Source organism: Wolbachia endosymbiont (group B) of Episyrphus balteatus, assembly GCF_947250575.1.
Lineage (GTDB): Bacteria > Pseudomonadota > Alphaproteobacteria > Rickettsiales > Anaplasmataceae > Wolbachia.
On record NZ_OX366325.1, the window covers coordinates 1,066,874 to 1,081,167 of the forward strand.

Sequence of the window (14,294 nt, forward strand, 5' to 3'; positions counted from 1 at the left end):
TACTTAAAATAGCTAAAGCATTGAAATTCTTGAATTCTAGCTAGATTAGTGAATGATAGTAAAACTTCTTTTACTTAAATTTAGATATTTACTGACTGTCCTTACTATAAATGCTAGAATAATAAGCTATTGATATTCTACATTTTTTATCTTTTATCCATCGTAGATAGCGATGCAACAAAGCCCAATGGCGTCAACTTAAGGAAAGATGTTAAGGAGTAAAATACTGTAAAAAATAGGACCTTTGGTTTCTATTTTATTTCAATAAAGAAGATATCAGTAAAGCTTATCTATTAAGGTGTCACATAGAGGAGTGCTATAAACGACTCAAAGTAGAAGTAGAATTAGAGAATTTTTCTGAGATAAATTTAGAGATAAGAATTTTGTGCAAACTTGGTCATGTGCAATACTTCATATGTGTGATGCACAAGAGCCTTGGAACCCAGATCAAATTGCTGAGTATCGTTTAAATTTTTCAGTTTTATTTGGTGTAATGAGACAGAAACTTTATCAGGTGCTTATTAGCACCAAAAAACTTTCAAGCCCTTTTTAAAATACGCACTAAAGTTAACGTGAAGATTGTATAGCCGCAATAAAGTAGATAAGCCTAAACGTCATAATGTCTTTAGGAGAGCTTGCTAATTTATTCTCTTAAGTTAACGCCATTGCCTGAACAGATACATAAAAAAGTAGTACTTGCAAGAAAGAGTGACTTAAGAAATTAATTGACTTTGCTATTTTCTCTAACATACCTAGAAGAAATAGATACATTATCTAATGCACTACTAATCCTAGTATTCCTTTCATTAATCGCTGCAGTTGGTTGAAAGGCAGCATAGATGATGTATTGCGGCATATCATTAATTTGTGCTAGAATAAAATTAATACATTCAATATTACCTTTATATATAGCAATGCCAAGTGGTATTAAGCTGTACGTCCGACCGTCTTTATAGTTTATAGTATTTTCAGTAGTCAGAACCTCTTGCAATATACCGCTATTTTGAGCCTGAGTTAAAATCGAATTAATATGTGCATGATTACCTTCATGTATAGCAAAGCCAAGTGATGTTAAGTTGTACGTCCAACCATCTGGAGAATATACAGTATTTTTAGCAGCAAGAACATTTTGCAATATACCACTATTTTGGGCCTGAGTTAAAATCGAATTAATATGTGCATGATTACCTTCATGTATAGCAAAGCCAAGTGATGTTAAGTTGTACGTCCAACCATCTGGAGAACACATAGTATTTTTATTAGCAGTAAGAACTTCTTGCAGCTTACCATTATTTTGAGCTTGTCTTAAAATAGAATTAACATATTCATTGTTATTTCTATATATAGCAAGGCCAAGCAATGTTAAAATGTATGTCCAATTATTCAGAATATCTTGCGATACAACATTATTTTGAATCATTGTTGAAATGTAGTTACAACATTCCTTATTATTTTCATATATGGCAAAGCTAATTGGTGTTAAAATATGCGTCAGACCATCTGAAAACTGTAAAATATTTTCAGCAATAAAAACGCCTTGCAGCATATCATTATTTTGAGCTTTTTCTAAAATAGAACTGATACATTCTTTATTACCTTTATATATAGAGAAACTGAGTGGTGTTAAAGCATACTCCTTAGTATTGAAATACTGTACAATATTTCTAGCAGCAAGAATATCTTGTAGTATTCCACTGTCCTGGGCTTTTGTTAAAATATCATTAATATATCTTGGCTTATTGTAATGTATAGCAAAGCCAAGCGATGTTAAGGTGTACATCAGACCATCTTGATAGTTTATAATATTTTCAGTATTAATAATCTCTTGCAGTGTACCGTTATTTTGAGAATGTATTAAAATAGAATTAACGCATTCGTTATTACATTTGAATATGGCGAGGCTAAGTAGTGTTAAAGTGCGTTCCCCACCTCTTGGAAATCGTTTAGTATATCCTATTGTAAGAACTTTTAGTAAATCATTCTCTGAGGCTCTTTTCAAGATATTACCAATTTCCTCACCATTTGATATTACCTTTTTCAACTTTAAATGCAAATTTCGTTGTGCTTGTGTTAAGTTGTTATCATTTAGCATATTCTTGTAACCTCGCTTTAAAGTCAGTGCAGTTTAATTATTCTATGTTAGTATACACCAATAGAAAAAATTTCATCATATGTTCTGGAAAAAATTTACACAGGTTAATGAGGAAATCGTAAGAGAGAGCCTAAAAAAGGTTATAGAGAAGAAAAGTGGTAAGAATGTTGGTGTAGTATCCTCAATTGTTATTAAGGGTAAAGATGTTGCTTTTGCTCTTGAAGTTACTGAGCCAAATGAAGAATTAAGAAAAAATTGTGAGCAAGCTGTTAAGGCGATACCGGGAGTAGGAAAGGTTACTGTAGTTGCTACTGGTCAAAAACAAGCTAGGCAACAAAAAGCTAAACTTCATATCGAAGGAGTGAAAAATATAATTGTCGTTGCTTCTGGTAAAGGAGGTGTGGGTAAGTCGACAGTTGCACTAAATCTAGCTCTTTCGTTAGCAGAATTAAAACATAAAGTTGCGCTAGTTGATGCAGATATATATGGTCCTTCGATTCCTAAAATGTTGGGCACTGAGAAATTAAAACCAGAAATACAGAGTGGTAAAGCAATTCCTATAGAGAAACATGGTCTCTATACTATTTCAATTGGCTATTTTATTGATAAGGACCGCGCAGTAATATGGCGTGGACCTATGATCACAAAAGCACTTTACAATTTGCTAATGGGAACAAGGTGGTCTGATATAGAATATTTAATCATTGATACACCGCCTGGCACTGGCGATGTACATTTAAGTCTGATGGAGAATTTTAGTTTAACTGGAGCAATAATAGTTTCAACTCCACAGGAGCTTGCTTTAGTCGATGCACAAAAAATTTATGATATGTTCACAAAGCTCAGCGTGCCAATTATCGGCATTGTGGAAAATATGAGCTATTTTGTTCAAAATAATTCAAAAATACACATATTTGGAAAAGGTGGTGCAAAAAAAATGTCTGAAGAGCTGGGAGTCAAACTCTTGAGCAGAGTTCCTCTAGATCCGCAAATATGTAGTGCTTCTGATTGTGGAAATCCTTCAATACTAAGTGAGGATTTAGTAAGGATTTATGAAGGCATTGCTAAAGATGTTAGGTCTTTTGTATGCAGTCTATAAAGTTTTTTTAAACTACTTTTAAAATAGGTAGAATGTAATTTTAGGTGAATAAAATATTTCAAATGGCAGCAGCTACCTCGTATCTGAACAGACAATAGACTTCTTGGATAACTTAAGAAACAAGTAGTAGAAGCAATATTAGGGAAGGTATAAATTTTGAGCAGGTAAGTAAACTTGATGAAGAGAAGCTTCGAAGACTAAGAGGAGTAAAAAGAAAAACATTGGAAAAATAATAGAAATTTTAATAGAGGAAGAGGCCAAGAAAAAGGCAAGAGGAGGAAAACCAAATATATTTATTAATAGCACTCGAATATTTGTGTAAATACCGTACATATTTCCATATAGTGCAAAGCTATGGAATAAGTGAAAGTTCTTGCTAACGGCTGAATAGAAGATGCATTGATAAAACATCCAGATTTCAGGAAGATAAAGAGCTATTAAAGTTAAATAGGAGTATGCAAAAGTTTTATAAAAAGGGAATGTTTAACTCCCCCATAGAAGATCAAAAAATATCCTTAGGTTATCCAAGAAGTCTATTGTTGGTAAACATAAAAGGCTATTTGCCTTTTTATCTAGTTTATGCAGGAGGTCTATATTTATTGTTGAGTGTGATTTTAGGCATTTCTGCTAAAACGCAACTTTTAAATCGCCAAAATTTCTCCTTGCCTTTACTAATTCCGATTCTTGGAGTGCACACATAATCTGGTTTGAGGTGATATTCATAGAGACAAAATTCATGACTTATAGTAAGGTCTTGTTTATTATGTTCTTTTGTAATGTTTAATTTTTTGCACAGTATGCCTGGCCCGCCTAAATTTGCTTCAAGCGGTTCAGTGAGCTTTAATCCTCGTATTAACACTGCTGCTGGGAATCCTTCTGCTTCTGTTACAATATTTAGACAATAGTACATTCCATATATAAAATATACGTACGAAAACCCTGGCGTACCAAACATTACTGAGGTTCGATTAGTATAGCCTCTTGCTGCATGACAAGCTGGGTCATCCATTCCTATATACGCTTCAACTTCAGTTATTATTCCACTAAAATTAGAAAATTTCAGAATCTTCCCTAGCAGCTCCCCAGCTACGGTTAAAGTTGGCCGTTCATAGAAATTTCTTGGTAATATTGTGTTATTCATCATAGAAGTACAAGTTACTTACATTTGTAAGCAAGTTATACTATTTTTGCTTTTTCTTATTTATTTAGTCAAGAGCATCTCTGAGAAGTAGAAGTTGGTGTTGTTGTCACATTTGTTACATCTGTTGAAGGCTGCTGTAAAACCTTGACTGATTCAGAGCTCTTTTGTTGCAATTGCGGTACTAACGCTTCATATAAAGATTTTGGCTCACGTCTCTTACCTATTTTGACTTCTTTATTTGCAAGCAACTGCTCTGCAGTAACACCGTTGCCTTCAAGGAGAGTTACACCATTCTTACCATCAATGTTAACTTTAACTTTGCATTCTCTTCCATCAACATACCACTTTAAAGTCATTTCATATAACCCACTAATTATTTCATAAACTCTTTCCTCATTATCACTATCATTATTAATATAGCAACATGCCCCTCTCTTTTTTTCTTGATTAGGATGACAAAATGTAATTGTTCTTACACCATACTCTTTACATATACTACCGCCTAGAAGTTTAGCTATATCTACTCCTTCTTTATTGGCATGTAGCACAACTCTCACGGTGGGGTAAACAATATTACCTTCCCTTTTGCCTTCTTTTATCATTATGGACTCTATGGTATATACCTTCGATATCTCTGCCTTAATTTGGTCAGCAATCTTGCCTACAATCTCTTTACCATGATAGTGAGATTCTCCTTTCTTCGGAGAAAAAGGTTCTTTGTTTGTAGTATTAGTGTCTGGATCATTCTGTAACTTAAAGAATTTATCCCATTCTTCATCACTGTCTAATTTAATATATTCACGCTTGTTCTTGCCTGATACTGCATTCTGAATACTAGACGATCCTTCTGTTACAGTTGTACCAGAGCTATTGCCTTTACCTTTTAGAAGAACAAGATGCTCTTCTGACCTTTCTTCCTTACTCAACTTTGAAGCTGCATCACCAAAAGAAGGTTTCTCTACTATATGCGTGTAAGAATTTTTAACTCTACTCTCATTATCAGGTACTGTAGTAGCCCAAAAAAGCTTTTTAATATAATCTAACATATGCTACCTCTTACCATTAACTAAATATCAGTATGCAAACTTTGCTATAACTAATCAATAACTAAATTTACTCCAAATAAAATAAGCTGATAAAAAGGTATAAATTGAGATTAGGTAAAGCTTTTGGTATAATATCTAGTTAATTTTGAATAGGCAGGTGATCTCATCTACAAAGACGTTTTTTATCTCATTTATTTTTGGGTTTATTCTCTTTCCCTATTTTATAAAACTTCTAAAAAAGATAAGTAAAGATGGACAACCAATCAGATCATATGGACCAGAAAGTCATTTAATAACAAAAAAGAATATACCACCTATGGGTGGAATAATAATACTAACTTCTGCTTTATTACCAATCCTGCTTTGGACTCAATTAACACCAGAAATTTCATTGCTGGTATTTATAACTCTATTTTTTGCTCTACTTGGATTTATTGATGACTATTTAAAATTGAAGACAAATCACCACCGAGGTTTAAGTGCAAAAACCAAAATACTTATTCAGTTTGTCGTTACTCTGGTCTGTATGTTTATACTTAAGCTACAATCTGCTGAAGGTTTTACAAAAATTTCTCTATTTAGAGAAGTAGCAATCGACCTTGGCTATCTATATCTTCCGTTTGCTGCATTTGTAATTGTCGGCTCTTCTAATGCTGTGAATCTTACAGATGGCCTAGATGGCCTTGCTGCAACTCAAGCCATTACTTCCTTTGCTTTTTTGGGGCTAATTGCATACATCACTCAGACAGATGTAAACATTACTTTATTCTGCATTGCATTTATAGGAGCTATTTTAAGTTTCTTGTGGTTTAACACACATCCAGCAAAAATATTTATGGGTGATGTTGGAAGCCTATCAATCGGTGCAGCTTTAGGACTCACTAGTGTTCTAATTAAAAAAGAAATGCTTTTTGCCGTTATTGGAATAATCTTTGTAATAGAGACTTTATCTGTGATTATTCAGGTATCATATTTTAAATATACAAAATTTAGATATGGAGCAGGAAGAAGAATTTTCCTTATGACACCAATACATCATCACTTTGAAAAGAAAGGGTGGTCAGAAAATACAATAGTTATAAAATTTTGGATAATTTCTATTGCTTGTTCGATTTTTGCTTTAACTTTCTTATTATAGGAACTATGAAATATCCAGATTTCACATTAGAAGATACATTATCAGGAATTATAGCAGGAGTAGATGAAGTTGGAAGAGGTCCGCTTGCCGGTCCAGTGATATCTGCAGCTGTAATATTTACTGATAGAGATACGGTTATTGATGGAATAAACGACTCAAAAAAGCTAACCCCTAAGTGTAGGCAAGTTCTATACGAAAAAATAACGTCTGTTGCAAAATTTGGTATAGGAATGGCAAGCGTAGAAGAAATAAACTCATACAATATTTTGCAAGCAACAAAGCTTTCAATGAAACGTGCGTTGGCAAACTTGAATCTAGAACTAGATTATGTGCTAGTTGATGGTAATCAACCACCTGAAGTAAAATGGCAAGTAAAATCTATAGTGAATGGTGATAGCTTAAGTATATCAATCGCAGCTGCTTCAATCGTTGCAAAAGTTACAAGAGATCGGCTTATGGAAGAATTGCATAATAAACATCCTCAATATAATTGGTATAAAAATAAGGGATATGGAACAAAAGAACACCTCAGCGCTATTGGCCTTCATGGAATTACGAAGCACCATAGAAAGAATTTTGCACCTATAAGAATACTATAGCCTTTAATCACTTACCTTTTTTGAAAGGTATGTTTTCATTAAACAGGCAGACTGTGCTTGATCCGTTTCTTAAGGTAAATACCGAGCTTACTCTTTCAATTATCAGGTAGTCATCAACTGTACGAAAATTTATCAAGGATTCATATCCTGCAGAATCAACCATAAAAACTGCCGGGAAATCAGAGTTTATTTTATTAAATTGTAGATATGTAAATTTTCCGTCATCAAAAACCTTAATTGGTATTATTGATTGACTGCCTTTAACGTGCGAGATGGAATAGTTAAAATTCAAGCCTTTCTTTATAACCTCAATATCACTTATATCAGGGATAGTGGTATGACTAGCTTGCTCTAGAATATCACCGTTACTCGTTGAATAAATTTCATCACTGTTGAACAGTGGATAAAGAAACCTTACTTCATATGCTAACCTTGGATCATCTAGCCCGTTTGCTTCTTCAGCATGAAATTCGAAATAATAAACTCTTTTATTGGTAATTATAGTTGCATTAGTATCGGCAATATCATCTATAGGCTTAATAAATAATCTATTACCTTGAGGAAGGAGTTGCCAACCGGTTGCATCACCCATTGAAAGACTCTCTATTACCTCCCCTGGCTCAAACAATATGCTGGATTGATAACCATAAAAGCCCGTGTACTTATGTATAGCCTGTGGATTATAATTCATTACCTTTATGTGGTTATCACCAGCTATTGGTCTTGGTTCCTGTTTTGCAAGTGCATAACCACCACAAAAAAATAATAGTGCAACAAAGAGTACCCTAATCATAGTATCAAAATAAACTGATCTTCATTTTATCATTGATAGACATGCACTGCAACTGTTAAGCTATCCCAGTAGTAAGCGACAGAAAATGCAAGCTTCATAATAATTCATTACTGCAGGAAAAAAGGGGAGTGTTAAATAAACTGTGTCAAACCTCCATTTTTTGTTTCTATTTTATTTTTACTTCTCGGTTTGACACAGTTTATTTAACACTCCCTGCAAATTAACTACAGATTTTATGTCTAAGTTACTCCACAAAATTTTTCCTTTCCTTATCCAAGATTCAAATTTATAGTATCGATTCCTTTTTATGAAATATGAAGCCACCTCAAGTTATAGTTAAGCCTATATTCAGTGAATTACTTTCACAAGTGCAATTGATTTTAGTGTTATACTGTTCTAACAGTAAAGAAGTCATATAGATAATAATATCTTTTGTATCCAAACGAATATCATTTTTTTTTGTTAATTTGCTCACTAATAATGTACTTATTGATTTATGTTCATTTACTACTTTTATAGTGAGTAGTGTTTTATCTTCTGTTTTAGTCAATAAAATAGACACTAATTCAATTTGTGCCACTGCACTGATTATAGTTATCACCATATTGGAAATTATCTTATTTATTTTTTCAATTAAGTTTTCTGTAGGACATTCACTTACTCTCCACTGAAGCTTTACTTTTTTTTTAATAAATAATTTTCTATATTGGATTTAGTCTTAACAAAGCTGCAATTATCTGATGAATGAGAATACGCTTGCTTCATAACTTTATATTTATATATTAAATCATCGGAGCTTTCTTTAAGCAATGACAATGCTTCGTTTTGCATATTAGGGTTGTTTTCTTCAAGCTCTTCCAATCCACCCACTATTCCTTGCATAGAACTAGCAAAATCATGAAGAATTCGTCCTGATAGGCATTCTGTTATTAACATTATGTTTTTATTCATTGGATAAAAGTATAAATGATTTAAGTTAACCCTATATTGGTAGGCATGTAGTAGTCAATTTAAGAGAAAGTTTCGTTGCGCTTTTTGTGTCAAAGCATTAATGTAGTATTAATAATTATAAGATTTATGAAGGCGTTATGAATACTTATGCTAAATCTGGAATAGACCTTAAACTATATAATGAACTAATAAAAAAAGTTAAACCTATTATTGAAAAGACTAAAGGAGAAGAAGTAATTAGTGAAGTAGGATCATTTTCCGCATTGTTTGACTTTTCTTCGCTGAGTAAGAAATACGACCATCCAGTACTTGTTTCCTCAACTGATGGAGTGGGCACAAAACTATTAATAGCTCAAGAGGTGAATAAGCATGATACTATAGGTATAGACTTAGTTGCAATGTGTGTAAATGATTTACTTGCACAAGGAGCAACACCTTTATTTTTCCTTGATTACTTTGCAACAGGCGTTTTAAACAAAAACGTTTTATTGTCTGTAATCCAGGGCATTGCAGAAGGGTGCAAGGAATCTAAAATAGCATTAGTTGGTGGAGAAACTGCAGAAATGCCTGGAATGTATGGTAACAATCACTATGACCTTGCAGGGTTTGTGGTTGGTGTTGTTGATCGAAAGCAAATTCTTCCAAATTGTAGTATAATGAAAGCAGGTGACTGTGTAGTTGGTTTAGAATCAAATGGAATTCACTCAAATGGATTTTCTTTGGTGCGCCATATTTTTAAAAGCTTAGGTATAAATTATAATGATATATCTCCATGGAATAATAAATCTTGGGGTGAAATATTACTTAAGCCAACAAAGATATATGTTGATTCTTTGTTGCCTATTATGCCAAAGGTAAAAGGCATTGCGCATATAACAGGTGGCGGGTTAATAGACAATATTCCAAGAATTCTCTCAGGAAATTTATTTGTAGACATAAATATTAATTCTTGGAAATGGCCAGATATATTTTTATGGCTGAAAGAAGAAGGCAAAATAGAAAAGAGAGAAATGTTAAAAACATTTAATTGCGGCATAGGTATAGTACTGATTGTAGATCCCGATAATATGAAGGATGTGGAAAGCCATTTCCAAAAGCGTGGAGAAAAAATTGAGATTATTGGAAAACTTGATGAGGCATGTAACCCTCCACTTGATAGAGTAGTATTTAGTTAGTCTAACTTTACTGACAGTCTTTTTGCAACTTCTGAGTATGCTTCCTTTAAGTTTCCTAGATTTAAACGGAAAACATCTTTGTCTAGCTTTTTATGCGTATTTTTATCCCATAGCCTACAATTATCAGGGCTGATTTCATCGGCTAAAATGATTTTAGTGCTGTTGTTTATCAATTTGCCAAATTCTAACTTGAGATCAACTAAATATATATTTGCATTTGAAAATAGGTCGACTAAGATTTTGTTGATCTTTAAAGTTGTAGTTTTAACTTCTTCCATTTCTTTATGGGATAACCAACCAAAATATAGTATGTGATTTTCATTCACCATTGGGTCGGCTAGGTCATCATTTTTGTAAAAAAACTCGATTATAGGAGATGTAAGTGTCTCACCTTCTTTGATATTAAAACGTTTGCAAAAGCTGCCAGCTGCAATGTTTCTAACCACTATCTCAAGAGGTATTATCTTGAGTTTTTTGACTAGCTGTTCTCTTTCGTTTAGAGTGTTTATAAAGTGCGTGCTAATTCCTGCTTCTTCAAGCTTTTCCATGATAAAAGCACTAACATGATTATTAATTATTCCTTTGCCCTCAATAATTTCATATTTTTCCTTGTTGAACGCTGTAACATCATCTTTAAAGTACTGTATAACAGTTGATGAGTCTTCAGTTTCAATAATGACTTTGGCTTTACCTTCGTATATCGTTTTATTCAGTGACATATTTAATTTAACTATGTATCATATCAATTTACTGTTCTTAGAGTATAGCCCCAAATAACTTAAAATAAACCTTAATGGCGTTCAATGTTACAATATTAACCATATTTCCAGAAATGTTCCCCGGATTTTTGAACTATTCTCTTGCTGGAAGAGCGTTGGAAAAAAAAATATGGAATCTTGAAATAGTAAATATTCGTTCTTTTGCTAAAGATAAACATTCAACTATAGATGATGTTCCATATGGAGGTGGAGCAGGGATGGTTATGCGCCCAGATGTGATTGGTAATGCAGTTGATAATGTGCTTTCTGCTCATAAAAATACTAGATTTATTTATATGACTCCATCTGGTACAAAATTTAATCAGAGCATTGCAAAGGAGCTAACAGAAATTCCTCATGTAACAATATTGTGTGGTCGATTTGAAGGTGTTGACCAAAGAGTAATTGATGTGTATACTCCTTATGAGTTAAGTATTGGAGATTATATACTTTCGGGAGGTGAGCCAGCTGCAATGGTGGTTCTTGATGCATGTATTAGGCTTCTTCCAGGTGTAGTAAATAATTTCGATAGCGTTGCTGAAGAAAGTTTTAGTTATAGTGGTGGTATGCTTGAATATCCTCAATATACTAGGCCTGAGCAGTGGAGTAGGTACAAAGTTCCTAAGGTTCTTTTGTCTGGCAATCACAGAAAAATAAGTGATTGGAGAAGGGAACAGTCATATGTTAGAACAAAGGAACGTCGACCTGAATTGTTGAATGGAGATGATAAATGACAAACTTACTTGAAAAATTTAACGAACAACAAATACAAAGGTTAGCCAAAGAGATGCCAGCTTTTTGTCCTGGCGATGATTTGAAGGTCACTTTTAAGGTAGTTGATAGTACGGGTGAGCGTATACAGATATTTGAGGGCGTATGTATATCAAAAAGAAATCGTGGATTACACTCTTCTTTTTCAGTTAGAAAAGTAAGTCATGGAGAAAGTATAGTATCACAATTTTTTGTTTACTCTCCTGCATTAATTTCAGTACAAGTGATGAGAAAGGGAAAGGTCCGTAGAGCAAAATTATATTATCTGTGCAAGCTATTTGGGAAAGCTGCAAGGATCAAAGAACGTACTACTTATGTTAAAAAAAAATCTAAGTAGATACAATAGGGAGTGATGTCAATTGTATCATCTCAAAACTCTCTCTTATTATCCCAGTGTGTGGCGCACAACTGTACTTTGCCTCCTGCTGTGGTGTCATCCCAATGTTTGACACTGGGATCCAGATTCTCCTTTTGGTTTGTGCTTTCATGGAAAATATAAAAATTATTTGCAGGCAAAGCCTGTTAGATCTCAGTGTCAAGCACTGGAAAAAGGGGAAAGTCTTTTCAAATCCTCATGTAAAGAAAAGTAAATGGGTATAATAAAGAAAAACTTCCTTAAGTTACTTCAATCTAAGCGCGTACATGCTCGTGTAAAAAGAAAAAATAAAAAGAACAGCATTTTATGCTTTTGCTCTTTTACAGCACTGATTGTCTCAATTGGGTGTCCTATATGTATATTACTAAGTATATTAGTTAACTCTTACAGTGCTTTAACAGTAACGAAAATTTTATTGCCAGTTGAAATAAATGCTGATCTTATTTTAACTAATAATCCTGGTGATTTACGATATAAGTCCATTAGACTACTCAATAACTCTTTACATAAAGTGTTTGAAGGAATTGACTTTAAAGACAGTGACGAAATTTTAAGTCGTAATTCTTACAAAGAACTAGAGAAATTTTTTCGTAAGAAAGTAAAAGATAGTGGTGAATATGAGATTTGGTTTACCGCATCGAGTGTGATCAATTCACTATATAAAAATAAATGTTTGAATGGTCATTATGCTAAATTACTTGATTGGTTAAAAGAGAAGGGAAGAGTAAGAAAATTTTTTAATAAGTCTCTGTTTCTTAAGTCTGATTCTTGTGAGCCTGAGAATGCAGGGATTTTAGGGGCATTTATCGGTTCATTAATGACAATTATAGTATGCTTAGCGTTGGCATTGCCAATAGGAATTATGTCAGGTATCTGTCTTTATGAATTTATGCCTAGAAATAGGCTAATAACCAGTATTGTAGAAATTAGCATGAATAACCTTGCTGCAGTGCCTTCGATAATATTTGGTGTGGTAGGACTGACTCTCTACTTGGGCATATTTGGTTTACCCCGTTCTTCACCGCTTGTTGGCGGGATGACTCTTTCATTTATGATGCTGCCTAATATTATTATTGCAACAAAAAATGCCTTTACAAACGTTCCTATTGCAATAAAAGATGCAGCGTTTGCGCTAGGTGCACCTCACATCAAGGTGATATTGGATCACTCTTTACCGATTGCGTTGCCACGGATAATACATGGTGCAGTGCTTGCAATTGCAAGGATTTTAGGCGAATCTTCCCCTTTACTTATGATAGGCATGGTAGCATTTATTGCTGATACACCTACATCCTTCTTCGATCCGGCAACTGTTTTACCTGTACAAATATACATATGGTCAAGTAGTCCTGAAATTGCATTTATTGAGCTTGCTGCCATTGCAATTATAGCTTTATTGTTAATGCTATTTGCTTTGAATTTAATAGCAAATTTTGTAAAAAGAAAGTTCGAGTTTTTTGATTCATGAAAATTACAATCCTATCTGGTTATGGCTTAAATTGCGAAAAAGAAACTGCATTTGCATTTATGGAATGCAGCAGAAAGCTTGGTATTAATAATATTGAAGTAAAAATCGTTCACATTAATGATATTATAGATAATCCAAGTGAACTGAAATTAAGCAATATACTTGCAATTCCAGGAGGTTTTTCCTATGGTGATGATACTGGTGCTGGTAATGCATTTGCTTTACGTATAAAAAACAACTTGTTAGACGAATTTCAAAATTTCTTATCTCAGGATAAGCTTATTATAGGGATATGTAATGGTTGCCAGATATTAGTAAAATTAGTTCCAGAATTCTCTAATCTAGCTTTAACCTCTAATGATATAGGTAATTACCAATGTCGTTGGATTAGAGTGAGAGTTAATCCGCAGAGTAGTTCTGTTTGGCTACGGGGCCTGAGTGAGCTATATCTTCCTGTTGCTCATGGAGAAGGCAGGTTTTTTATGGATCAAGATATTTTAAATCAATTGATTGAAAATAATTCCGTTGCACTGCGTTACGTTGATGAAAATGGTGACTATGCAAATTTACAATTTCCTTACAATCCAAACGGATCTATATACGACCTGGCAGCTTTGTCAGACAAAAGTGGTAGAGTTTTAGCTTTAATGCCTCACCCAGAGAGAGGAATATTTTTTACTCAGCAGGACAACTGGCCTCTTGAAAAAGAAAAATGTAAACGTTCAGGAGTGGCTATGCCAAAATATGGTGATGGAATGCTCATATTTGAGAATGCACTAAAATATTTTGCGTAAGTATTACAATACGTTACATACAACAAGTTTTTAAGCCATAAAAAGTTACTTTCCTTGTTATGACAATAAATCCTTATTTTTGATCTGCAGAGT

Annotated in this window: 16 protein-coding genes and 2 pseudogenes; 10 read left to right on the top strand and 8 right to left on the bottom strand. The window is 33.5% G+C overall.

The features are described from left to right. Positions 1-260: 260 nt before the first annotated feature. Positions 261-642, top strand: a pseudogene (locus OOL05_RS05070) (IS4-like element ISWosp8 family transposase); the annotation flags it as partial. Between the two features lie 79 nt (positions 643-721). Here OOL05_RS05070 and OOL05_RS05075 read toward each other — a convergent pair. Beyond that, complete coding sequence (locus tag OOL05_RS05075) at positions 722-2,092, bottom strand: WD_0033/WD_0034 family tandem repeat-containing protein (protein ID WP_264730065.1); 1,371 nt, start codon at positions 2,090-2,092, stop codon at positions 722-724. A 79-nt stretch (positions 2,093-2,171) separates the two neighbouring features. Here OOL05_RS05075 and OOL05_RS05080 point away from each other — a divergent pair, with 79 nt between their 5' ends. Further along, positions 2,172-3,191, top strand: coding sequence for an Mrp/NBP35 family ATP-binding protein (locus OOL05_RS05080; RefSeq protein ID WP_264730067.1), 1,020 nt, complete (start codon positions 2,172-2,174; stop codon positions 3,189-3,191). A 149-nt stretch (positions 3,192-3,340) separates the two neighbouring features. Then, positions 3,341-3,568 (top strand): annotated as a pseudogene (locus tag OOL05_RS05085) (helix-turn-helix domain-containing protein); the annotation flags it as partial. Between the two features lie 200 nt (positions 3,569-3,768). On the opposite strand, the gene OOL05_RS05090 reads toward OOL05_RS05085, so the two are convergent. Together OOL05_RS05090 and OOL05_RS05095 are read right to left on the bottom strand one after the other, a co-directional pair. Continuing rightward, a complete protein-coding gene (locus OOL05_RS05090) occupies positions 3,769-4,332 on the bottom strand; it encodes a DNA-3-methyladenine glycosylase (RefSeq protein ID WP_010403621.1) in 564 nt (187 codons plus the stop codon). Positions 4,333-4,400: 68 nt separating this feature from the next. Beyond that, the gene (locus OOL05_RS05095; protein ID WP_264730068.1) at positions 4,401-5,378 is read right to left on the bottom strand and encodes a hypothetical protein; all 978 of its coding nucleotides are present in this window, start codon (positions 5,376-5,378) and stop codon (positions 4,401-4,403) included. Between the two features lie 157 nt (positions 5,379-5,535). Between OOL05_RS05095 and mraY the strand changes: the two genes are divergently transcribed. Both mraY and OOL05_RS05105 read left to right on the top strand, forming a co-directional pair. Beyond that, positions 5,536-6,516 (top strand): phospho-N-acetylmuramoyl-pentapeptide-transferase, encoded by a 981-nt coding sequence (gene mraY, locus OOL05_RS05100; protein ID WP_264375220.1) that lies wholly within the window; start codon positions 5,536-5,538, stop codon positions 6,514-6,516. A gap of 5 nt (positions 6,517-6,521) precedes the next feature. Further along, positions 6,522-7,115 (top strand): ribonuclease HII, encoded by a 594-nt coding sequence (locus OOL05_RS05105; RefSeq protein ID WP_213863879.1) that lies wholly within the window; start codon positions 6,522-6,524, stop codon positions 7,113-7,115. Positions 7,116-7,122: 7 nt separating this feature from the next. Here OOL05_RS05105 and virB9 read toward each other — a convergent pair whose 3' ends face one another. From virB9 to OOL05_RS05120, 3 genes are all read right to left on the bottom strand, one after another. Further along, positions 7,123-7,908, bottom strand: a complete 786-nt coding sequence (gene virB9 / locus OOL05_RS05110) for a P-type conjugative transfer protein VirB9 (protein ID WP_007302273.1) — start codon at positions 7,906-7,908, stop codon at positions 7,123-7,125. 325 nt (positions 7,909-8,233) lie between these two features. After that, positions 8,234-8,599 (bottom strand): histidine phosphotransferase family protein, encoded by a 366-nt coding sequence (locus tag OOL05_RS05115; RefSeq protein ID WP_125855783.1) that lies wholly within the window; start codon positions 8,597-8,599, stop codon positions 8,234-8,236. After that, positions 8,584-8,859 (bottom strand): hypothetical protein, encoded by a 276-nt coding sequence (locus tag OOL05_RS05120; RefSeq protein ID WP_012481935.1) that lies wholly within the window; start codon positions 8,857-8,859, stop codon positions 8,584-8,586. Before OOL05_RS05120 ends, OOL05_RS05115 begins: the two co-directional genes overlap by 16 nt. A gap of 137 nt (positions 8,860-8,996) precedes the next feature. Here OOL05_RS05120 and purM point away from each other — a divergent pair, with 137 nt between their 5' ends. After that, entirely contained in the window at positions 8,997-10,034 is a 1,038-nt protein-coding gene (gene purM, locus OOL05_RS05125) for a phosphoribosylformylglycinamidine cyclo-ligase (RefSeq protein ID WP_264730070.1), read from the top strand. Here purM and purC read toward each other — a convergent pair. After that, the gene (gene purC, locus OOL05_RS05130) at positions 10,031-10,753 is read right to left on the bottom strand and encodes a phosphoribosylaminoimidazolesuccinocarboxamide synthase (RefSeq protein ID WP_264377528.1); all 723 of its coding nucleotides are present in this window, start codon (positions 10,751-10,753) and stop codon (positions 10,031-10,033) included. The genes purM and purC overlap by 4 nt on opposite strands. A 74-nt stretch (positions 10,754-10,827) precedes the next feature. Between purC and trmD the strand changes: the two genes are divergently transcribed. Together trmD and rplS are read left to right on the top strand one after the other, a co-directional pair. Beyond that, complete coding sequence (gene trmD, locus OOL05_RS05135; RefSeq protein WP_010403659.1) at positions 10,828-11,526, top strand: tRNA (guanosine(37)-N1)-methyltransferase TrmD; 699 nt, start codon at positions 10,828-10,830, stop codon at positions 11,524-11,526. Then, entirely contained in the window at positions 11,523-11,900 is a 378-nt protein-coding gene (gene rplS / locus OOL05_RS05140) for a 50S ribosomal protein L19 (protein ID WP_007302278.1), read from the top strand. Before trmD ends, rplS begins: the two co-directional genes overlap by 4 nt. Here rplS and OOL05_RS05145 read toward each other — a convergent pair. Next, entirely contained in the window at positions 11,893-12,051 is a 159-nt protein-coding gene (locus OOL05_RS05145; RefSeq protein ID WP_264730073.1) for a hypothetical protein, read from the bottom strand. The genes rplS and OOL05_RS05145 overlap by 8 nt on opposite strands. Positions 12,052-12,153: 102 nt before the next feature. Here OOL05_RS05145 and OOL05_RS05150 point away from each other — a divergent pair, with 102 nt between their 5' ends. Together OOL05_RS05150 and OOL05_RS05155 are read left to right on the top strand one after the other, a co-directional pair. Then, the gene (locus tag OOL05_RS05150; protein WP_264730075.1) at positions 12,154-13,407 is read left to right on the top strand and encodes a PstA family ABC transporter permease; all 1,254 of its coding nucleotides are present in this window, start codon (positions 12,154-12,156) and stop codon (positions 13,405-13,407) included. Further along, a complete protein-coding gene (locus OOL05_RS05155; protein ID WP_064085770.1) occupies positions 13,404-14,201 on the top strand; it encodes a phosphoribosylformylglycinamidine synthase subunit PurQ in 798 nt (265 codons plus the stop codon). Before OOL05_RS05150 ends, OOL05_RS05155 begins: the two co-directional genes overlap by 4 nt. Positions 14,202-14,294 lie beyond the last annotated feature (93 nt).